Annotated in this window: 19 protein-coding genes; 11 read left to right on the top strand and 8 right to left on the bottom strand. The window is 75.5% G+C overall.

Annotated elements, in window-relative coordinates; all coding sequences use genetic code 11:
- The first annotated feature begins 81 nt into the window (after nucleotides 1-81).
- The gene (locus ACFOVU_RS25815) at nucleotides 82-1,221 is read left to right on the top strand and encodes a M20 family metallopeptidase (RefSeq protein WP_378537744.1); all 1,140 of its coding nucleotides are present in this window, start codon (nucleotides 82-84) and stop codon (nucleotides 1,219-1,221) included.
- Here ACFOVU_RS25815 and ACFOVU_RS25810 read toward each other — a convergent pair.
- Entirely contained in the window at nucleotides 1,161-2,288 is a 1,128-nt protein-coding gene (locus ACFOVU_RS25810) for a LacI family DNA-binding transcriptional regulator (RefSeq protein ID WP_378537742.1), read from the bottom strand. The genes ACFOVU_RS25815 and ACFOVU_RS25810 overlap by 61 nt on opposite strands.
- 119 nt (nucleotides 2,289-2,407) lie before the next feature.
- Here ACFOVU_RS25810 and ACFOVU_RS25805 point away from each other — a divergent pair, with 119 nt between their 5' ends.
- From ACFOVU_RS25805 to ACFOVU_RS25765, 9 genes are all read left to right on the top strand, one after another.
- Nucleotides 2,408-3,271: a BtpA/SgcQ family protein gene (locus ACFOVU_RS25805; RefSeq protein ID WP_378537740.1), complete on the top strand. Its 864-nt coding sequence runs from the start codon at nucleotides 2,408-2,410 to the stop codon at nucleotides 3,269-3,271.
- Complete coding sequence (locus tag ACFOVU_RS25800) at nucleotides 3,268-4,197, top strand: carbohydrate kinase family protein (RefSeq protein WP_378537739.1); 930 nt, start codon at nucleotides 3,268-3,270, stop codon at nucleotides 4,195-4,197. Before ACFOVU_RS25805 ends, ACFOVU_RS25800 begins: the two co-directional genes overlap by 4 nt.
- Nucleotides 4,194-5,207, top strand: a complete 1,014-nt coding sequence (locus tag ACFOVU_RS25795; protein WP_378537737.1) for a substrate-binding domain-containing protein — start codon at nucleotides 4,194-4,196, stop codon at nucleotides 5,205-5,207. Before ACFOVU_RS25800 ends, ACFOVU_RS25795 begins: the two co-directional genes overlap by 4 nt.
- Nucleotide 5,208: 1 nt before the next feature.
- Nucleotides 5,209-5,991, top strand: coding sequence for an ATP-binding cassette domain-containing protein (locus ACFOVU_RS25790; protein ID WP_378537735.1), 783 nt, complete (start codon nucleotides 5,209-5,211; stop codon nucleotides 5,989-5,991).
- The gene (locus tag ACFOVU_RS25785; protein ID WP_378537733.1) at nucleotides 5,988-7,037 is read left to right on the top strand and encodes an ABC transporter permease; all 1,050 of its coding nucleotides are present in this window, start codon (nucleotides 5,988-5,990) and stop codon (nucleotides 7,035-7,037) included. Before ACFOVU_RS25790 ends, ACFOVU_RS25785 begins: the two co-directional genes overlap by 4 nt.
- Nucleotides 7,034-8,086 (top strand): phosphotriesterase family protein, encoded by a 1,053-nt coding sequence (locus ACFOVU_RS25780; protein WP_378537731.1) that lies wholly within the window; start codon nucleotides 7,034-7,036, stop codon nucleotides 8,084-8,086. Before ACFOVU_RS25785 ends, ACFOVU_RS25780 begins: the two co-directional genes overlap by 4 nt.
- Before the next feature lie 67 nt (nucleotides 8,087-8,153).
- The gene (locus ACFOVU_RS25775) at nucleotides 8,154-8,900 is read left to right on the top strand and encodes a glutamine amidotransferase (RefSeq protein ID WP_378537729.1); all 747 of its coding nucleotides are present in this window, start codon (nucleotides 8,154-8,156) and stop codon (nucleotides 8,898-8,900) included.
- Nucleotides 8,885-9,610 carry a TenA family protein gene (locus ACFOVU_RS25770; RefSeq protein WP_378537727.1) on the top strand — a complete coding sequence of 242 codons (726 nt, stop codon included), beginning with the start codon at nucleotides 8,885-8,887 and terminating at the stop codon, nucleotides 9,608-9,610. The genes ACFOVU_RS25775 and ACFOVU_RS25770 overlap by 16 nt, the downstream gene beginning before the upstream one ends.
- A gap of 120 nt (nucleotides 9,611-9,730) precedes the next feature.
- Complete coding sequence (locus ACFOVU_RS25765; RefSeq protein ID WP_378537725.1) at nucleotides 9,731-10,378, top strand: SDR family NAD(P)-dependent oxidoreductase; 648 nt, start codon at nucleotides 9,731-9,733, stop codon at nucleotides 10,376-10,378.
- A gap of 53 nt (nucleotides 10,379-10,431) precedes the next feature.
- Here the strand turns inward: ACFOVU_RS25765 and ACFOVU_RS25760 are convergent, their stop codons facing one another.
- From ACFOVU_RS25760 to ACFOVU_RS25730, 7 genes are all read right to left on the bottom strand, one after another.
- Nucleotides 10,432-11,796 (bottom strand): MFS transporter, encoded by a 1,365-nt coding sequence (locus tag ACFOVU_RS25760; protein ID WP_378537723.1) that lies wholly within the window; start codon nucleotides 11,794-11,796, stop codon nucleotides 10,432-10,434.
- A 97-nt stretch (nucleotides 11,797-11,893) separates the two neighbouring features.
- A complete protein-coding gene (locus tag ACFOVU_RS25755) occupies nucleotides 11,894-13,198 on the bottom strand; it encodes an MFS transporter (protein WP_378537721.1) in 1,305 nt (434 codons plus the stop codon).
- On the bottom strand, nucleotides 13,195-14,001 hold the full coding sequence (locus ACFOVU_RS25750) for an ATP-binding cassette domain-containing protein (RefSeq protein ID WP_378537719.1): 807 nt from the start codon (nucleotides 13,999-14,001) through the stop codon (nucleotides 13,195-13,197). Before ACFOVU_RS25750 ends, ACFOVU_RS25755 begins: the two co-directional genes overlap by 4 nt.
- 131 nt (nucleotides 14,002-14,132) lie before the next feature.
- Nucleotides 14,133-15,182: an ABC transporter ATP-binding protein gene (locus ACFOVU_RS25745; protein WP_378537717.1), complete on the bottom strand. Its 1,050-nt coding sequence runs from the start codon at nucleotides 15,180-15,182 to the stop codon at nucleotides 14,133-14,135.
- 307 nt (nucleotides 15,183-15,489) lie between these two features.
- Nucleotides 15,490-17,268 (bottom strand): ABC transporter permease subunit, encoded by a 1,779-nt coding sequence (locus ACFOVU_RS25740; protein WP_378537715.1) that lies wholly within the window; start codon nucleotides 17,266-17,268, stop codon nucleotides 15,490-15,492.
- A complete protein-coding gene (locus ACFOVU_RS25735; protein WP_378537713.1) occupies nucleotides 17,265-18,743 on the bottom strand; it encodes an ABC transporter substrate-binding protein in 1,479 nt (492 codons plus the stop codon). Before ACFOVU_RS25735 ends, ACFOVU_RS25740 begins: the two co-directional genes overlap by 4 nt.
- A gap of 177 nt (nucleotides 18,744-18,920) precedes the next feature.
- A complete protein-coding gene (locus ACFOVU_RS25730; protein ID WP_378537712.1) occupies nucleotides 18,921-19,328 on the bottom strand; it encodes a MerR family transcriptional regulator in 408 nt (135 codons plus the stop codon).
- 50 nt (nucleotides 19,329-19,378) lie between these two features.
- Between ACFOVU_RS25730 and ACFOVU_RS25725 the strand changes: the two genes are divergently transcribed.
- A complete protein-coding gene (locus ACFOVU_RS25725) occupies nucleotides 19,379-19,870 on the top strand; it encodes a PPOX class F420-dependent oxidoreductase (RefSeq protein ID WP_378537711.1) in 492 nt (163 codons plus the stop codon).
- The last annotated feature ends 39 nt before the right edge of the window (nucleotides 19,871-19,909 follow it).

Here is a 19,909-nt window from a genome sequence, read left to right as displayed (position 1 = left end):
AGGGGGCCGGTGGTGCCGCCGCGGGCGGCGTTCCTATGATGATCTCCCCGCGGCCCGAGCCGGGGGAGAGCGGAGGGTGACGTGGAGTACGGACGCGATGCCGCCGGCCTGCTGCGGGCGCTCATCGCCCTGGACACGGTCGCGGCCGGTGAGGGCGCGGCCGCGGAGCTGACCGCCGGCGTGCTCGAGGACGCCGGGCTGGCCACCCGCATGGTGGGCTGGCAACAGGGCCGCGAGCAGGTGGTCGCCACCACCCCCGAGGGCGACGACATCCCGCCCCTGACCTTCACGGGGCACCTGGACACCGTTCCGGCCGACGCCCGCGACTGGCACGGCGACCCGTGGCGGCCCGAGGCCGACGGCGACCACCTGGTGGGCCGCGGCGCCAGCGACATGAAGTCGGGCGTCGCGGCGTTCCTGGTCGCGCTGCGCGCGCACCGCGACCGGCCGCACCGCTGCCGCGGGGTGCAGGTGGTGCTGACCGCGGGCGAGGAGACCGGATGCGAGGGCGCCGCCCGCATCCCCGCCGAGCTGCTGCGCGGCGGCGGCTGGCTGGTCGTGGGCGAGCCCACCGCCAACTGCGTGGTCCCCGCGCACAAGGGCGCGCTGTGGCTGCGGCTGCGGGCGCGCGGCGTCTCCGCCCACGGGTCGGCCCCCGAGCTGGGCCGCAACGCGGTGGTCGCGCTGGCGCGGGCGGCCGTGGCGCTGCACGACGCGCCCGGCTGGCCGCGCAGCGACGGGTTCGGCACGGTGACGGCCAACGTGGGGCGCATGAGCGGGGGGACCCAGCCCAACGTGGTCCCCGACGCCGCCGAACTCCTGCTGGACCTGCGCACGGTCCCCGGAGCAGGGCCCGCAGAGCTGCGCGCGCGGGTCCGCGAGATCGCCGGGCCCGAAGTGGAGATCGCCGACCTGGTCGACCTTCCCCTGGTCAGCACCCCGCTCGACTCGCCCCTCATCGGGGCGGCGCGCACGGTGCTGCGCGCGGCCGGGCTCGACGACGAGCCCTCGGCGCCGGCGCGGTTCTTCACCGACGCCTCGGTGCTGGCGCACACCCTGGGCGCCGCGGGCACGGTGGTGCTGGGGCCCGGCGAGCCCGCCCAGTGCCACGTGGTCGACGAGTGGTGCTCGCTCACCCGCCTGGAGCAGGCGGTGGACGTCTACGGCCGGCTGCTGGACTCCTGGTGCGCGCCCTCATCGGACCTGCTCGACCTGGGCTGACCCGCCCGGACCCGCACGTCCAGCCGGGCCCCCGCGGTAGCCGTCGCCGGTGCGGGCGCGGTGCTCTGCCGCACGACCAGGGAGGGCGCCAGGGCGATGTGGGCGGCGGTCGCCCCCGCCCCGGCGGCGGCGTCCAGCAGCCGGACCGCCTCGGCGGCGATGCGGTCGCGCGGCTGGCTGACGGTGGTCAGCGCGGGCTCGCACAGGGCGGCGAAGTCGATGTCGTCGTAGCCGGTGACCTGGACGTCGGCGGGCACCGCCACCCCGTGGTCGCGGCAGGCGCGCAGCGCCCCGAGCGCGATGAGGTCGTCGGCGCACACGATCGCGTCGGGCAGGCCGGACCCTGCGATGAGGGTCTCGGCGGCGCGGCGGCCCCACTCCACCGAGTACTCGCCCAGCAGGATCCAGTCGTCGCGCGTGCCCATGCCCAGCCGCTCGGCGTGGCGGCGGAACCCGGCCAGGCGCAGCTCGGTGGAGGAGTTGGTCAGCGTCGAGCTGATGAACGCGGCCGAGCGCGCGCCCGCAGCGTGCAGGTGCTCCAGGACCAGCCGCATCGAGGCGCCGTCGTCGACGCCCACCCAGTCGGTGTTGGTCCCGGCGACGTGGCGGTCCAGCTGGACGAGGGGGATGGCCGCGGCGGTGGCCTCGACGGCGGGGGTGCTGCCGCTGCCGTGGCACGGGCTGATGATGATGCCGTCGACCTGGCGGGCGGCCAGGGAGCGCAGATGGCCCGCCTCGACCGCGACGTCCTGCCGGGAGTCGCAGAGGAAGAGCTGTCTGCCCTGGTCGTGGAGGGCGTGCTCCACGCTCTCGACCAGGGAGGTGAAGAACGGGTTGCGGATGCTGGGGACCACCATGCCCACGGTGTCGGTGCGGCTGCGCCGCAGCGCGCTGGCGATGGTGTTGCCCGCGTAGCCGAGTTCCCGTGCCGCGGCGTCGACCCTGCGGCGGATCTCCGCCGAGACCGGCCGGTTGCCCGAGAGTGCACGGGACACGGTCGCCGTTGAGACGCCGGCCCGGGCCGCTACCTGGGCGATCGTTACGCGGTGCACGCGCGTGCCTTCCATGAGTGGGGAGAAATCCGGCTTAACTGCGGATTTACAAGCATAGGTATTGCGCCGGGCCGGAAAGCGGCCGTACATTCTGACCACCTTCGTCGGCAATCGATTACATCGATGTGAGGATCATGGTCCAGCATCAGCAGCCCGGTGTCTTCCCACCCAAGGCCAACGCCATCCGCGAACTCTTCGGTACATCGCGCGTGGTCATCGGGGCCGTCCACCTTCCGCCGCTGCCGGGGAGCCCGCACTACCGCGGACAGTCCCTCGACGATATCTCCCGCTTCGCGATCGAGGAGGCGGCGGCCTACCGTGAAAACGGTTGCCACGGTGTCATCGTCGAGAACCACTGGGACATCCCCTTCCTCAAGCCCGGCGAGCACGGGTACGAGACCGCCGCCGCCATGGCGGTCGTCACCGCCCGGGTCCGCGAATCCACGGGCCGGGGGGTGGGGGTCAGCGTGCTGTCCAACGCCGCCGAGTGCTCGATCGCCTCGGCCTGGGCGGCCGGCTCGGGGTGGGTGCGCGTCAACCAGTGGGCCAACGCCTACGTCGCCAACGAGGGCATCATCGAGGGCCAGGCCGCCCGCGCCACCCGCTACCGGCACCGCATCGGCGCCGAGGGCGTCCGGGTCTTCGCCGACGTGCACGTCAAGCACGGCTCCCACGCCATCGTCGCCGACCGCACCCTCGCCGAGCAGACCGAGGACGCCGAGTTCTTCGACGCCGACGTGCTCATCGCCACCGGCTCGCGCACCGGCGACGCCGCCTCCCTCGACGAGGTCGAGGGCATCACCGCCCACACCCGGCTGCCGGTCGTCATCGGCTCCGGGATCAGCGCGCGCAACATCGGCGAGCTGCTGCCCGCCTGCGACGGGGTCATCGTCGCCTCCTCGCTCAAGGACAACGACCGCTGGTGGGGCCGGGTCGACCCGCGCAAGGTGCGCGAACTGACCGCGGCCGCCGAGCGAGCAGGGGCCGACCTCCCGTGATCCTCTTCTGCGGCTACGCCAACGTCGACGTCGTGGCCCGCGTCCCCGCGCTCCCCACGGGCGGCGACCGGGTCCACGCGACCGCGATCGACCACCGCCACGGCGGCATGGGCGCCAACGCCGCCGTCGCCGCCGCCCGCATGGGCGCGCACGCGGCCTTCGGCGGGGCCGTGGGAACGGGCCCGGCCGACCGGGAATTCCTCGCCGCACTGGCCGCCGGCGGCGTCGACACCGCCTGGTGCCACACCGACGCCGCCGTCGCGACGGCGATCGTCCTGGTCACCCCCGACGGCGAACGCGCCGTCATCAGCCGCGACGACGACCTCGACGCCGCCCGCATCGCCACCGGGGCCCGACGGCTGGCCGCGCGCGGCGGCGGGTGGCTCTACCTGGACGGCTACCGCTGGCCCGGGGCCGCCCGGGCGCTCGCCGACGCCGACCCCGAGGGCCGGGTATCGCCCTTCGTCGACCTCGACGGCTGCGCCGACCCCGAGGCGGCGCGCACCGCGCTGACGTGCGCCCGCCACGCCGTCGCGGGCCGGGCCCAGCTCGACGCCCTGTTCGGCCCGGGCGAGGACACCGCCGACGCGCTCGCCGTCCGCCACGGCACCGTCCTGATCACCACCGACGGCGCCAACGGCTGGCGGCTGTCCGGCCCCGGCGGCGAGACCGCCCGCGGCCCCGCCTTCCCCGTCGACGCGGTCGACGCCACCGGCGCCGGCGACTGCTTCTGCGGCGCCTACCTCGCCGGGCTCGACGCCGGGCTCGCCCCCGCCACCGCCGCCCGGCGGGCCGCCGCAGCGGCGGCCCTGTCCTGCACCGTCCCCGGAGCCCGCGGCGCCCCCGGCCGCCGCGCCGTCGAGGCCCTGCTGTCCGCCCACCCCGACACCGCCCCACCGACCACACCGATTCGGAGCACACCATGATCAGGAACCTGGGGATCGCGACAATGGGCGCGCTCCTGCTGCTGGCCGGCACCGCGTGCGACGCCGGGGTCCGCGAGGACCAGGCCGCCGAGGAGTCGGCCGCCGCGCAGGGCCCGCCCGCCCCCGAGGACGTCCCCACGGCCTGCGAGGCCGACGGCGAACCGCTGGAGATCGGCCTGGTCACCATCAACCTCCAGGCCCTCTTCTTCAACCAGATCATCACCGGCGCCCAGCGCGTCGCCGACGAGGCCGGGGCCACGTTGCAGGTGGTCAACGGCGACGACGACTCCGTCACCCAGGCCAACGCGATCAGCGACCTGGTCGCCGGGGGCGCCGACGCGATCATCGTCGACGCCATCGACACCGAGGGCATCAAGCCCGCGATCCGCGAGGCCGACGCCGCCGGTGTCCCCGTGGTGGCGGTGGACGCCACCGTGGACGACCCGGCCGTGTCCGTCCAGGTCGGCGTGGAGAACCGCGAGGGCGGCGCGCAGATCGGCGAGCACCTGCTCGCGGAATCGGGCGGCGAGGGCGAGGTCGACATCGTCAGCGCGCTCAACAGCACCATCCAGCTGGAGCGCCAGGAGGGCTTCACCGAGACGGTGGAGGAGGGCGGCATGACCGTCGGCAACGTCGTGGACGGCCGCAACATCCAGGAGGACGCCCAGACCGCCGCCGAGAACCTGCTCACCGGGGACCCGGAGATCGAGTACGTCTACGCCACCGGCGAGCCCGCCCTGATCGGCCTGGCCGCCGCCGTGCGCGGGCAGGACGCCACCGACCGCGTGAACGTCGTGGGCTGGGACCTGTCGGAACCGGCCGTCGAGGGCCTGCGCGACGGGTGGATCAGCGGGGTCGTCCAGCAGAACACCTTCGAGTTCGGCTACGCGTCCATGTCCTCGGCCATCCGGCTGGCCTGCGGCGAGCAGACCGAAGCCGAGGTGCCCGTCCCGCTCCAGATCGTCACCCCCGACAACGTCGAGGACTACCTCTACTACCTGGAGAAGTGACATGGGCGACGAACAGCCGCTCGTCGAGCTCCGCGGGATCCGCAAGTCCTTCGGGCCCGTGCGCTCGCTCGACGGGGTCGACCTGACCCTGGCCCGCGGCGAGGTCCTGGGCCTCGTCGGCGACAACGGGGCCGGCAAGTCCACCCTGATGAAGGTCCTCGCCGGCGCGGTCCGCCACGACGAGGGCGACATCGTGATCAACGGGGAGAGCGTCCGGTTCGCGAGCCCCGCCGACGCCCGGCGCGCCGGGATCGGCATCGTCTACCAGGACCTCGCCCTGTGCGACACGCTCGACGTCGCCGGCAACCTCTTCCTGGGCCGCGAGCCCCGCAAGGGGCCGTTCCTGGACCGGCGGGAGATGCACGCCCGCTCCGCCCGGATCCTGGAGGACCTGCACGTGCGGGTCACCTCGACCCGCCAGGAGATCGGCACCCTCTCCGGCGGGCAGCGCCAGACCGTTGCGATCGCCCGCGCCGTCTCGACCCGGCCCGACGTCCTCATCCTCGACGAGCCCACGGCCGCGTTGGCCGTCGCCGAGGTGGAGTCGGTGCTGCGGCTGATCGGCGAGGTCGCCGCCCGCGGGGTCGGCGTCATCCTCATCACCCACCGCCTGCAAGACCTCTTCCGAGTCTGCGACCGCATCACCGTCATGTACGAGGGGCGCAGCGTGGACGACGCGCCGATCTCCGACCTGGACATCGAGAAGCTCGTCGCCATGATCACCCGTGCCGACGCGGAGCCCGCGGACGGAACCGCCCCGCTGGGAACGGAGGCCCACTCATGACCACGGGAACCGCGCCCGCCGCCGCGTCCGGACCGGTGCGCCGGAGCCCCGGCGGCCCGGCCGGGCGCGCGGCCGCCCTGTGGCGGGGCACCCACAAGGCCACCCTGATCATGCTCGGCGTCACGGTGGCGCTGTTCGCCCTGTTCGGGATCGCGGCACCGACCTTCCTGACGTTCGGGAACCTGTCCAACCTCGCCACCCAGATCGCCCCGGTGGTGATCGTGGGCGTGGCCATGACGTTCGTCATCACCTCCGGGCAGATCGACCTGTCGGTGGGCTCCACCATCGCCTTCGTCGCGGCGGTCTCCGCCGAACTGCTGCTCTCAGGGCTGGACTCCTCGCTGGCCATCGTCATCGGCATCGCCTCGGGCGCCTTCTGGGGGGTGGTCAACGGGTGGCTGTCGGCCTACAACCGCATCCCGCCGTTCGTGGTGACGCTGGCGACCATGTCGGTCATCCGCGGCATCGCGCTGCTGCGCACCGAGGGCTTCTCGGTGCCGATCGACAACCGGCTGCTGCTGGCCCGGATCGGCGACGCGAGCTTCCTGGGGTTCTCGGCGTCGGCCTGGATCGCCCTCGTGGTCGCCGTGCTCGGCGCGGTGCTCATGCAACGGACCCGGTTCGGCCAGTACGTCACCGGCATCGGCTCGCAGGAGGAATCGGTGCGCCGGGCCGGGGTCGACACCCGCCGCATCAAGATGCTCGCCCTCATGCTCACCGGGGCGGCCGCCGGGGTGGCGGGGCTGCTGATCGCGGCCCGGCTGGGGTCCGGGTCGGCCAACTCCGCGCAGGCGTTCGAGCTGACCGTCATCGCCGCCGTCGTGCTCGGCGGCACCGACCTCTTCGGCGGGCGCGGCTCGATCGCCGGGACGGTGATCGGCGCCGTGATCACCGGGGCGATCGCCAACGGGCTCACCCTGCTGGGCATGAGCCCCTTCCTCACCCCGATCATCACCGGCTGCGTGCTGATCCTCGCGATCTGGATCAACCTGCGCGGCCGCGACATCGGCCGGCTGGCCGCCGTGATGCTGGGCAGGGGCGCGTGACCGGCGCCGTCGAGGTGCGCACGGTCACGGGCACCACCGGCAGCGACCGGCTCGGCCTGACCCTGCCCCACGAGCACCTGGCCAACGACCTGCGCGCCGCGGTCGTGCCGCCCGGCCGGCCCGAGCGGGCGTTCCTGGCCGACGCGGAGGTCACGCCGGAGCTGGCCTGGCTGCTGCGCGAGGACCCCTACGCCTGCCGCGACCACTGCGTGCTCGACGACACCGGCGCCGTGGCCGCCGACCTGGCGGTGTTCGCCGCCGCCGGGGGCCGCAGCGTGATCGACCTGACCCCGCCCGGCATCGGCCGCGACCCCGCGGCGCTGCGCGAGATCGCGCGGCGCACCGGCCTCAACGTCATCATGGGGTCGGGCTGGTACCTGGAGCGGTTCCACCCGCCCCACGCCGCGGCCGCCGGAGCCGATGCGCTGGCCGCCGAGCTGGTCGCGGAGTTCCGGCCGGCCGACCCGGCGGCGGTCCGCCCCGGCGTCATCGGCGAGATCGGGGTCTCCCCGGCGTTCACCCCGGCCGAGCGCACCGCCCTGCGCGCGGCCTGCGCGGCCCAGCGCGAGGTGGGCGTCCCGCTCTTCGTCCACCTGCCCGGCTGGCAGCGGCGCGCCTTCGAGGTGCTCGACATCGTGCTCGACGAGCAGGGCGTGGCCCCGGGCGCGGTCGTGCTGTGCCACATGGACCCCTCGGGCGGCGACCCCGGCTACCAGCACGCCGTCGCCGAACGGGGGGTGTGGCTGGAGTTCGACATGGTCGGCATGGCGTTCCGCTACCCCGGCGAGGGCCAGTCACCGGCGCCCGCCGACACCGCCCGCGCCGTCCTCGGGCTCATCGGCGCCGGGCACGCGCGCCGTCTGCTGCTCAGCCACGACGTCTTCCTCAAGAGCATGCTGACCCGCTACGGCGGCAACGGCTTCGCCTACGTGCCCGTGCTCTTCGCCGAACGGCTGAGCGACCTCGGCGTGGACCCCGCCACCATCGACCAGGTGCTGACCGGGAACCCGCGGCTGCTGTTCGAGGCCGCCGCCCCCGGCGGCGCGTGACCGCCGCACCCGTCACCCCCGCGACCGGCGCGAACCGCGCGCCGGCGACTCATGGAAAGGAGCCCTCGTGAGCCGCGTCCTCATCGCCGGCGAGAGCTGGATGACCGAATCGACGCACGTCAAGGGGGTGGACTCGTTCACCGTGCACTCCTACGTCGAGGGGGTGGGCCCGCTGCGCGACGCGCTGACCGCCGCCGGGCACACGGTCACCCACCTACCCGCCCACCTCGTCCCGACGGAGTTCCCCGGCGACGCCACCGCGCTCGCCGCCTACGACCTGGTGGTCCTCTCCGACATCGGCGCCAACTCCATCCAGCTCGACCCCGCGGTCTTCGACCGCTCCGAGCGCGGCCACGACCGGCTGGCCAACCTGGCCGGCTGGGTGGCCGGCGGCGGGGCGCTGCTGATGATCGGCGGCTACCTGTCCTTCACCGGCTTCCAGGCCAAGGCCGCGTTCCGGCAGACGCCGATCGCCGAGGCCCTCCCCGTGGAGCTGCTGCCCGACGACGACCGGGTGGAGCTGCCCGCCGGCGCCGAGCCCGTGGCGGTCGACGCCGCCCACCCCGCGCTCGGCGGGGTGGAGGGGACCTGGCCGTACCTGCTCGGTTACAACCGCGTCATCGCGCGCGGCGGCGCCGCGACCCTGGCGACGATCAACGGCGACCCGCTCGTGGTGGTCGGCGAGCACGGCCGCGGGCGCACCGCGGCGTTCACCTCCGACTGCTCGCCCCACTGGGCGCCGCCCGCCTTCTGCGAGGACTGGGACGGCTACAGGCGCGTCTTCGACGGGTTGGTCCGATGGCTGACCGGCTGACCGGCGCGGCGCCCGGGGCCGGAGCGTCCGGGACCGAGGGCGCGAGTGCCGGGGAAGGGGACGGAGCGGCCGGTGCGAGCCGCAGTGGGCGGCTGCTCGCCGCGACCGCGGGCGACCTCGACCGGGCCGCCGGGGTGCGGCTGCTCGCCGACCTCAGCGCGGGCCGGGTGGACCCCGTCGCCTACGCGCGCTACCTGCTGATCGAGGAGGGGTTCGTGCACACGGCCGCGCGGGTGCTGGGCGCGGCCGTGTGGCACGCGCCGGGCTGGGAGGCGACGGTGGGCCATGCCCGCTCCCTGCACGGCCTGGTCACCGAGCAGCGGGACTACTTCGCCCGGGCGCGCGCGGACTGGCCGGTCCGGGCCGATCTCAGCCCCGAGGCGCGGCACGAGGCCGGCGCCCTGTCCCGGTACGTCCTGGCGGGCGCGGCCGAGCACGGTTACCCGGCGATCGTGGTGGCGATGTTCGCGGCCGAACAGCTCTACCTGACGTGGTGCTCGGCCGCGGCCGCCCGCGACGTGGCCCGGCCGGCGATGGTCCAGGACTGGATCGAACTGCACGCCCGTCCCCCGTTCACCGACCAGGTGGCGTTCCTGCGCGCGGAGGTGGACGCGCTGCCCGCCGAGATCCCCGATGCCACGGTACGGGCGTGGTTCACCGGGATGCTGGAGGCGGAGAACCGCTTCCACGACGCCGTCCACGTCGAGTGACCCGGAGGGGGCGCCGCGGACACGCTCGTCCCCGGTTGACCTTCGTACCGGTGTGAAGCCCTACGTTCGTCCCTGTCAACGGTCCACTGGGGGACGAGGACGGGGACGAAGGGGGCGGCGATGCCGGGTGCAGTGGTGATCGGGGCGGGGCCGGGGATCGGCCGCGCGGTCGCGGTCAGGTTCGCGCGGGAGGGGCTGCCGGTCGCGCTGGTGGCGCGCAGCAGGCAGACCCTGGAGGCCACGGCGGAGGCCGTGGCCGCCCACGGCGTGGAGGTGGTCTCCCGCCAGGCCGACAGCGCGGACGAGGCGGCGCTGCGCGGCGCCCTGGACGCCGCGGCCGCGGAGCTGGGCACGCCGGACGTCGTGGTCTACAACGCCGCGATCATCCGGCCGGACGCGCCGGGGGAGCTGTCGGTGGCCGGGCACCAGGAGGCCTGGGCCGTCAACGTGATCGGGGCGCTGAACGCCGCCGCGCACACCGCGCCCGCGATGGCCCGCAACGGGGGCGGCTCGTTCATCGTCACCGGGGGGATGCCCGATCCCAAGCCCGGCTACGTCAGCCTGTCGCTCGGCAAGGCGGGGGTCCGGGCGCTGGTGGGGCTGCTCGCCGAGGAGTACGGGCCGGCGGGGGTGCACGTGGCGTCGGTGACCGTGGCCGGCCCGGTGGCACCGGGGACCGGCTACGACCCCGGCGACATCGCCGAGCACTACTGGCGCCTGCACACCCAGCCCCCGGGCGAGTGGCAGCAGGAGGTCCGCCACGGGTAGCCGGGCGCGGCCGCGATGTGCGGAGGGAGCGGGGCGGGTCGGGCGGACCCGGGTCAGCGGGCGTCGACCGGTTCGCCTGCGCGGCCCGGCCACCGTTCGTGCAGCTCGTCGATGACGAAGTCGTGGCTGTGGCCCCACCCCGCATCGGCGGATTCGGCGCCGTGCAGGTGCGGGTGGCCGGCCGCCAGCCCGGTGTGGACGTGGGGCAGGGTGCTGGGGTCGCCCGCGGGCCAGGCGCGGACCGCGACCAGCGCCGCAGCCAGGGTCAGCCCGGCGAAGACGGCCAGCGTGGCGGGCAGGCCCACCCACGCGCCCAGCCACCCCGCCAGGGGGTAGGTGATCAGGAAGCAGGCGTGGGAGAGGGAGAACTGGGCGGCGAAGAGGGCGGGCCGGTCGCCGGGGGAGCTGGAGCGGCGCAGCAGGCGCGACCCGGGGGTGAGGATCAGCGCGGCGCCGGCCCCGAGGAGCAGCCACGTCGGCAGGAGCAGTGGCCAGGCGGTGGCCGGGGCCAGGGACACGACGGCCGCGGCGGCGGCGAGGACCGCGGTGAGCAGGAACCCCGCGGGCAGCATGACGGGCCGGTCGCCGAGGCGGTCGAGCACGCGCGGCAGGCCCAGCGCCACCAGCATGGACCCGGCGCCGTAGCAGCCCAGGGCGATGGCGACGTCGCCCTCGGCCCGGCCCAGGGTGTCGCGCACGATGACGATGGTGTTGACGATCACGGTGCCGCTCGCCGCGGCGACCACCATGTTCATGGCCAGCAGCGCGCGCAGGCGCGGGGTGGCCCAGAAGATGCGCGCGCCCAGCGTGGTCCGGCGCAGCACCCCCTCCTTGCGTTCGGAGGGGGTCGCCTTGGGCAGGACGACCGAGACCACCAGGGCGGCCGAGGCGAGGAAGCCCAGAACGGTGCCGTTGAACAGCCCCTGGTAGGTGACCAGTGTCAGCAGCGCCGCGGCCAGCGCGGGGCTGAACAGGCTCTCCAGGTCGTAGGCGAGCCGCGACAGCGACAGCGCGCGCGTGTAGTCGCGCTCGTCGGGCAGGACGTCGGGGATGGTCGCCTGGAAGATCGGGGTGAACGACGCCGAGGCCGACTGGAGCACGAAGATCAGCGCGTAGATCTGCCAGACGGAGTCGACGAACGGCAGGCACAGCGCGACCCCCGCGCGCACGAGGTCGGCCGAGACCAGGAAGGCCCGGCGCGGCACCCGGTCGGCGACCGCGCCGACGAACGGGGAGATGCCCACGTAGGCGACCATCTTGATGGTCATGGCCGTGCCGAGCACCGCACCCGCTGAGGCGCCGGCGATGTCGTAGGCCAGCAGCCCCAGCGCGACGGTCGCCAGGCCCGTCCCCACCAGGGCCACGACCTGGGCGGTGAACATATGCCGGTAGGCCCGGTTCGCCAGTACTCCGAGCAACGCGGGCCTCCCGTGGTCCGACCGCCGGCGCTTTCGGGCACGCCGGTCCAGGCCACGCCAACATACCAGTCATGTGCACATATGCGCACATGAAGCATCAGTGATCCCGTGGCACGAACAGGCAGCCCAGGAGCGGGACGGCGGCCAGGCACAGCCACGGGGCCGGGCCGCCGATCGACAGGAGCGCGCCGATCGGCGCGCCGCCGATCAGGACCGCCAGCCCCGACACCGACGAAACGGCGCCGTTGGCCAGACCGAGGCGCCGGTCGTCGACGAGGTCGGGCAGCCATGCCCGGGTCATGGGCACCACCACGGCCTGCCCGGCCGTGAGCAGCAGGACGAACACGATCGAGGGCAGGAGTCCGCCGGCCGCGCCGAGCGGCAGGAGCGCCCCGGCGCCGGCGAGCCCCGCGGCGATCAGCGCCAGGCCGAACCGGATCGCGCCGCGCCGGGTGAAGCGCCCGGCGGCCCAGCCCAGCAGCGGCATCTGCACGGCCAGGTAGCAGACCGAGGCGAGCGCGAGCAGCCAGCCGAGCGCGGCCTGCGACCCGGTGGCCCGCTCCACCTCCGCGGGCAGGGCGAGGTAGAGCTGGTTGTAGGCGAGCAGGTAGGCGCTGTAGCCCACGCAGATCCCGGCGAAGCGGCGGTCGAACCCCGCCCGGACGAGCCCTCCGGGCCCGCTTCGTCCCTGGGCACGCGGCCCGGGCCGGCTCTTCGGCATGAGCCGCAGGTGGGCCGCCCACACCAGGACGAAGACCGCGGCGCCCGCCAGGCAGGCGGCGCGGAACCCGCCGAGCAGCAGCAGCGAGCCCAGGGCCGGCCCGACCAGGGTGCCCGCCTGCCCGGCCGCGGAGAACAGGCTGAGGACCCGCGTGCGCGGCCGCCCCGTGGCCTGCTCGATGCGGACCGCCTGCCGGCTCGCCTCCGTCTCGACCGCGGGGGAGAACAGCGCCGCGGCGAAGCCGACGAGCAGCACCGAGCCGATGACGGCGGCGGTGCCCTCGGCGAAGGCGAGCCCGACGAAGCCGGCGACGCGCAGCGCACAGCCGGTCAGCACCACCGGCCGCGCGCCGTAGCGGTCGGTCAGCGCGCCGCCCACGGCGAACAGCCCCTGCTGGCTGAAGGTGCGCAGGCCCAGCACCAGGCCGACCAGCCACCCCGCGAGCCCCAGCGTGCCGGAGAGGTGCACCGCGAGGTAGGGCAGGACGGCGAAGAACCCGACGTTGAAGGCGAACTGGGTGGAGACCAGCAGCCGCACCAGCGGCCCGGCCGCCTGGAACTCCGCCGCCCCCGCCCGCAGGCCCGCCGCGGCTCGCCGGAGCGCGCCGCCCCGCCGGGGCGGGGCGGCGGTGCCCTCCTCGTCCGTTCCGATCGCCCGGGCCGTGCGGTGGTCCGTTCTCATCCCGCCGCCTTCCCGGCGGCGGTGTCCATCGGTCCGGACGCCGACAGCAGGAGCCGGGTGTAGGGGTGTTCCGGCTCGGTGAGGACCTGCTCCGCCGGCCCGCTCTCCACGATGCGGCCGTGGCGCATGACCGCGACCCGGTGCGCCACGTGCCGCACCAGGGCCAGGTCGTGGCTGATGAAGAGGTAGCCCAGGCCGGAGCCGCGCTGGAGGCCGGTCAGCAGGTTGACCACCCCGGCGCGCACCGACGGGTCGAGCGCGGAGACCGGCTCGTCGAGGATGAGCAGCTTCGGGCGGGAGGCGAGCGCGCGGGCGATGCCCACGCGCTGGCACTGGCCGCCCGACAGGTCCCCCGGCAGCCGCCCGCCCAGCCCGGGGTCGAGGCCGACCTTCCGCAGCAGCCCTTCCACCTCGGCGGGGCCCTCCTCGCGGGTCCAGCGCCCCTGCGCCCGGATCGGCTCGGCGACGCTGTCGCGTACCCGCAGCCGCGGGCTGAGCGCGCCGAAGGGGTCCTGGAAAACCGGCTGCATCGCCGGGCGCACCGCGCGCAGCTCCGCCTCGGGCAGGCCGGTGAGTTCCCGGCCCTCGAAGCGGACGCTTCCGGCATCGGGGCGGCGCAGCATCAGCGCCGCCGCCATCGTGCTGCTCTTGCCGCTGCCGGACTCCCCGACGAGGGCGAGCGTCTCCCCGGGAGCGACGGCGAGGGAGACGCCGTCCACCGCGGTGACCGGGGCGGCCGTGCGACGCCGGGCGGGGTAGCGGACGACGAGGTCGCAGACCTCCAGCAGCGGGATGGGCGGCATCGGGTCCTTCCGGATCGGCGGGGTGGTGGGGTGCGCCTCCGGATCGGCGTCCGCGCGGAGGCGTGTGCGCGGACCGGCGGCCGCGCGGAGGCGCGCTCGTGAGCGCGCGCCTGCTTGCGGGCGGGGCCCGGTCACGGTGCAGCCGCCGGATCGGCGAACAGGCGCTCGGCGGGGCCGTCCGCGACGTCGCGCCAGTGGTGGCAGGAGACGAGGCGGTCCGCGCCGCCGTCGAGGGCCGGGGGAGGGGCCGCCCGGCAGGCGGCCGACACCAGCGGGCACCGCGGGGCGAACGCGCATCCGGCCGGGTCGTCCCAGGGCGCCGGCGGCGCCCCGGAGATGACGGGGAGCGGGCGCCGGGCTCCCCCGGAGGCGGCCCGTTCGGGGAGGGAGGCGAGCAGCCCCGCGGTGTAGGGGGCCTGCGGGTGCTCCAGGACATCGGCGGCCGGGCCCGACTCCACGTGGCGCCCGGCGTACATGACCAGCAGCCGGTCGGCCCGGGCGCCCGCGTTCGCCAGGTCGTGGGTGATCAGCACCAGCGCCGCCCCGGTGCGGGCGCGCAGCCCCTCCAGCAGGTCCAGGACGTGCTCGCGGGTCACCGGGTCCAGGGCGGTGGTCGGCTCATCGGCGAGCACGACATCGGGCTCCGACGCCGTGGCCATGGCGATGACGGCGCGCTGGCGCTGGCCGCCGGAGAGTTCGTGGGGGTGGCGGCGCGCCGTCCGGGCGGGGTCGGGCAGGCCGACCTCCCCCAGCGCGTCCACCGCCGCACGCGTGGCCGCCGCCCTGCCGAGGCCGCGGTTGGCGCGCAGGGCGGCGGCGACCTGGAAGCCGACGGTGTGCACGGGGCTGAGCACGGTCAACGCGTCTTGGGGGATGAGCGCCACCCGCCGCCCGCGCAGCAGCCGCATCCGCGCACTCCCGGCACCGACGACCTCCTGCCCGCACACCCGGACACTGCCGGTGACCCGCGCCCCATAAGGGACGGTCCCCAGCACGGCCCGCGCGGTCATGGACTTCCCGGCACCGGACTCCCCGACGATCGCCAGGGCCTCCCCCCGGCGCACGTCGAACGACAGATCCCGCACAGCGTGCACCGCCCCATGGGGCCCGGGCAGCACCACCGAAAGATCGCGCACGGAGACCGCGGTGTCGGCCACGGAGACCACGGGGTCGGCGTTCATCGGTTCCCCTTCGTGGGTGGGAGGTGGGGTGTGGTGTGTCGGGCCGTGCCTTCAGCCGCCCGGGGGAGGTCGGCCGGGGCGGTGGGGGGTTCCGGTCGCCGACCGGGATGCGCGCCCGGGCCGGTGCCCACGGAGATGGCGGAGGGGCGAAGGTCGCGCACGGACGTCAGTCCCGGAAGGAATGGGCGGGGCGGCCCCGTGAGACGGCGTGGGACCGCGATGCGGCCAGGGCCATCGGCGTCTGGGTGGACTCCGGTGTTCAGCGCCCGTGGACCCGCGCTTCGCGCGGGGCGGGCCGGTTCCGCCATCAGGCCGCCCCCGCCGGGACGGTGGTCTGGGCGCGGGCAGCTGCGGTGCGCGGGCCGCCGGGGAGGGTGGACAGTGATACCGCGAAGGCCGCCAGCACCAGGAGCATGCCGGCCGGTGCGAGGACGGCGAGCGGGGCCCGCTCCAGGTAGGGCAGGGACTCCGACATGGTCAGTCCCCACTCGGCCGACGGCGGCTGCCCGCCCAGCCCCAGGAAGCCCAGCGCGGCCAGCGACAGCGCGATCCCCGGCAGGCGCAGCACCGCGTGCCGGGCGACCGGACCGGCGACCGCGGGCAGGACGTGGCGCAGCAGGATCCAGCGCGGGGTCGCGCCGAACGCGCGCTGGGCGGTGAGGTAGGCCGCCGCGCGCGTCTCCTGGACCAAGGCGGCGCCGTGCGCGGCAAGCGGCGGCCAGGACACCAGCGTCACCGCGATCACCGCCCCGGTCTGGCCCGGCCCCGTCGTGGCGGCCACGAGGATGGCGGCGATCACCGGGGGCACCGCGTTGGCGGCCTCGGCGGCGCCCGCGGTGATCGCGGGGAAGAAGCCGATCACCAGGGCGATCGCCAGCGCCAGGAGGCACACCAGCGCCGCCGTTCCCACCGTGGCCAGCGCGCCGTGGCCCAGCCGGGCGAGGACGTCACGGCCCACCGGGTCGGTGCCCAGCGGGTGCGCCCAGGAGGGAGCGTCCAGGCGCCGGGCGGCGTCGACGGTCACCGCGTCGCGGGCCAGCCCGGCGGCGGTGACGGCGACGAGCAGCCCGGCGCAGGCAGCGGGGACGAGCCGCCGCACGGCCCCCGCCGGGGCCGCGGGGGGCGGCGGCAGGGAGAGGGCGGCGTCGCGCAGGCCGGGGCCGAGCATGGCGGCCCGGACCGCCTGGGCGGCGATGCCCACCACCGCGCCGAGCAGGACGAGCACCAGCACCGCCCCCTGGAGCACGGGGAGGTCGCGCGACTCCGCGGCGCCGATGGCGGTGCGGCCGATACCGGGCACCGCGAAGACGGTCTCCACGGCCACGGCGCCACCGGCCAGCCCCACGGCGACCATCCCGAGCTGCGGGAGCAGGGCGGGGGTCGCCCGGCGCAGCGCCGCCGCCGCGATCTGCGCCGGCGAGCACCCGGAGGCCGTCCACAGGGCCACCCAGCGTTCCGCGAACACCGAGGGCAGGGCATCGGAGGTGAGCCGGCCCAGCAGGCCGCCGGCCGGGATGCCCATGGCCAGCGCGGGCAGGATCGCGTTCTCGGGGCGGTCCCACCCGTAGGGCGGCAGCCAGCCCGCCCACACCGCCAGCACCACCATCAGCAGCACCGCGAGCAGGAATTCCGGAAGGGCGGCGAGCATGGCGGCCGCACCGCCGCTGCCAGAACCCCCGGGGCGCAGCGTCCCGCGGGCCCCGCGCACCAGCACCGGGGCGCAGACGGCCGCCGCCACCAGCAGGGCCACGGCGAGGGCGGCGCCCATCAGGTACAGCGACACCCCCGTCGCCTCGACCACCGACGGCAGGACCCGGGCCCCCGACACCCACGAGTACCCCAGATCGCCGCGGACCAGGCCCGACAGCCAGCCGCCGAGCATCCCCCAGGGGCCGGCGTCCAGGCCGTACTCCTCGCGGACGGCCTGCAACGCCTCGGGCGTCGGTTCGCGTTCGGCCGAGCGGGCGCGTAGCAGCGCCAGGGCGGGGTCGCGCCCCGAGAGCCACGGGAGCAGCCCCACGAGGACGACGACCAAGGCGAGCGCGGCCACGCGGGCGAGCCCCGCCGGGAATCCGCGGCGGATCACCGGATGCGGGTCTCGGCCGTGACGAGGAGGCGCTCACGCGGGTCCTTGGCGGAGCCCTCGACCTCGGGGGCGTCGCCCTGGATGACGCGTTCGTGCAGCAGCGGGACCACCGCGTCGGTGGCGAGCACCGCCGCCTCGGCCTCGAGGATCGCGGCGCGCCGCTCCTCGCCCGAGGGGGTGCGCTCGGCCGCCTCCAGGAGCTCGTCCACGCCCTCGTCGCACAACTGGGAGATGTTGAACGAGCCCTCGCAGGAGAAGTCGCTGGTCATGTAGGCGGCGGGGTCGCCGGAGTCCAGGACGGTCGCGCGCGACAGGATGAAGGCGTCGAACTCGCCCGCCAGCGCGTCCTCCTCGATGTTGGCGTACTCGCGGACCTCCTGCTCGACCTCGAAGCCGGCGTCGGTGAGCTGCTGCTCCAGTACGGTGGCGACCTCGGGCAGCTCGGCCCGGTCGGTGAAGGTGGCCAGCGTGATCCGGGCCCCGTCCGGGTCGCCGGCCCCGGTGGGCTCGTCGCGCCCGGGGCGCTGCGCGGACCACGGCAGCGCCGGTCCGAGCAGCCCCTCGGCGAGGTCGGCCCGGCCCTCGTAGACGCCGTCCACCAGGGCGCCGGCGTCGACGGCCTCGCGTGCGGCGGCGCGCAGGCCCGGGTCGGCGAACGGGCCGTCCTCGGTGTTGAGGTAGAGGGTGTTGGTGCGCGGCATCGGGACCTCGGTGATCTGGTCCTCGTCCAGCAGCCCGGCCTGCGATACCGGGATGGCCTCCACGATGTCGGCCTCGCCGGTGCGCAGGGCGGCGGCGCGGGCGGTGCCGTCGGGGACGTAGGTGACGTCGATGCCGGTGGCGGCGGCGGGCTCGCCCCAGTAGCCGTCGAAGCGGTCGAGGCGGGCGGAGGCGGCGCCGTCCGCCTCGACCAGTTCGAAGGGGCCGGTCCCGGTGCCGACGGGGTCGACGGTGTCACCGGAGTAGGCGCTCTCGGCGAGGATCGACAGCTGGGGCGAGGAGAGCCGCTGCGGGACGAGTGGGTCCTCCTCTGCGGTGGTCACGGTGACGGTGCCCGCATCGTCGTCCCCCTCGGCTTCCATGTCGACGCCGTCGAGGATGCGCGGCGGGGGCGTCGCGGCCGACGCCCGGTTCAGCGCGTTGGCGGCGGCGGAGGCGGTCAGCTCGGTGCGGTCGTGGAAGGAGACGCCGTCGCGGAGCGTGAAGACCCAGGTCGTGGGGTCGGTCGACTCCCACTCGACGGCGAGCCCCGGCATCGGGTCGCCGACGTCGTCGAGGGTGATGAGGGTCTCGGCGGTGCTCCACCGGGAGAGCTTGAAGGCGTCGTCGGAGTGCGGGGACAGGCCGGAGCGCGGGGGTTGCAGCATCGCTACGGAGATGCGCCCGTCGTCCTCGGCGCCGGTCCCGGGTGCGCAGGCGGCCGCTGTGAGGACGGCCGCGGCTGCTGCTGCGGGGAGGGCGATGCGGTGCTTCACGGTGAACTTTCCGGAGTCGGGACGGCCCAGGGGACGGTGGACCCGTTCCGGACCGGGGGATCATGCGCAGGCATGATAACCGTTTTCATTCCCTATGTGCACCTTTGTCGCGATCACCGCTGTCCGCGGGGGCGGACCGGAGTCCGGTCGGCGAGGGGCCGCCGTCCCCTCGCCCGGTCAGGCCGGGGCCGACTCCGCGGCGGCGGGGCCGTGCTCGCGCGCTCCCTCAGGCGCCTGGCGCTCGGTGGTGTCGAGGTAGTCGCGGAGGGCCCGGCGGGAGCGGTCGAGCGTGTCGATGTGCTCGTCGAGCCCGCGCAGCCGCTCCCGCAGGGCGGCCAGCAGCTCCGGGCAGGGCTCCAGAACGGGGACCGCGCCGCTGGCGCAGGGCAGGATCAGCGCGATCTCCCGGGTCGACAGCCCGGCGTCGAGCAGCCGCCGGATCTGCGTCACTGTCACAACGGCGCCGTCGGGGTAGTCGCGGTAGCCGTTGGCGCCGCGGCCGGGTTCGAGCAGGCCCTGGGCCTCGTAGTACCGCAGCCGGTACGCCGGGACCCCGGTCCGCCGGCTCAGCTCTCCGATCAACACGCGCACCACTCCTTGACCTTCATGCCGATGTGAAGGTCGATGATGCTGCTATGAGCACCGACCCACGTTCAGACGAACGCACGCCGCACGACCGCGATTCCGGCCATGCACCCGCCGCCGCGCCCTTCGACCCGCGCACGCTGCTCGCCGAGAGCCGGCTCGGTGTGCTCGCCACGATCAAGGCGGACGGCCGCCCCCAGCTCTCCCCGGTCATGCCCTTTTACGACAGGGACGCCGGCGTCATCCTCGTCTCGACGCGCGAAGGGCTGGCCAAGACGGCCAACCTGCGCAGCGACCCGCGGGCCGCGCTGGAGGTGACCGGGCCGGACGGCCGGACGTGGGCCACCGCCGAGGGCACGGCGACCCTCACCGGGCCGGGGACCGACCCCCGCGGCCCCGAGGTCGAGGCGCTGGTCGGGTACTACCGCGCCGCGGCCGGGGAGCACCCGGACTGGGACGAGTACCGGTCGGCGATGGTCACCGAGCGCCGGATCCTCATCTCGATCGCGGTCGACCACGTGTACGGCGCCGACATCCGCTGACGGCCGTCCGCGCCCGGCGGCGGCGTGGAGGGCGGGGGC

The sequence above is a fragment of the Nocardiopsis sediminis genome (assembly GCF_042650565.1).
GTDB classification, from domain to species: domain Bacteria; phylum Actinomycetota; class Actinomycetes; order Streptosporangiales; family Streptosporangiaceae; genus Nocardiopsis_B; species Nocardiopsis_B sediminis.
The sequence above is the reverse complement of the archived record's forward strand: the minus strand, read 5'-3'. Positions and strand labels throughout refer to the sequence as shown.

Bases quoted from the DNA above. Each gene is read 5' to 3' on its own strand.
- ACFOVU_RS25810 (WP_378537742.1), bottom strand. From the start codon at position 2,288: ATGGAAGGCACGCGCGTGCACCGCGTAACGATCGCCCAGGTAGCGGCC.
- ACFOVU_RS25805 (WP_378537740.1), top strand. From the start codon at position 2,408: ATGGTCCAGCATCAGCAGCCCGGTGTCTTCCCACCCAAGGCCAACGCC.
- ACFOVU_RS25795 (WP_378537737.1), top strand. From the start codon at position 4,194: ATGATCAGGAACCTGGGGATCGCGACAATGGGCGCGCTCCTGCTGCTG.
- ACFOVU_RS25790 (WP_378537735.1), top strand. From the start codon at position 5,209: ATGGGCGACGAACAGCCGCTCGTCGAGCTCCGCGGGATCCGCAAGTCC.
- ACFOVU_RS25785 (WP_378537733.1), top strand. From the start codon at position 5,988: ATGACCACGGGAACCGCGCCCGCCGCCGCGTCCGGACCGGTGCGCCGG.
- ACFOVU_RS25770 (WP_378537727.1), top strand. From the start codon at position 8,885: ATGGCTGACCGGCTGACCGGCGCGGCGCCCGGGGCCGGAGCGTCCGGG.
- ACFOVU_RS25765 (WP_378537725.1), top strand. From the start codon at position 9,731: ATGCCGGGTGCAGTGGTGATCGGGGCGGGGCCGGGGATCGGCCGCGCG.
- ACFOVU_RS25755 (WP_378537721.1), bottom strand. From the start codon at position 13,198: ATGAGAACGGACCACCGCACGGCCCGGGCGATCGGAACGGACGAGGAG.
- ACFOVU_RS25750 (WP_378537719.1), bottom strand. From the start codon at position 14,001: ATGCCGCCCATCCCGCTGCTGGAGGTCTGCGACCTCGTCGTCCGCTAC.
- ACFOVU_RS25745 (WP_378537717.1), bottom strand. From the start codon at position 15,182: ATGAACGCCGACCCCGTGGTCTCCGTGGCCGACACCGCGGTCTCCGTG.
- ACFOVU_RS25725 (WP_378537711.1), top strand. From the start codon at position 19,379: ATGAGCACCGACCCACGTTCAGACGAACGCACGCCGCACGACCGCGAT.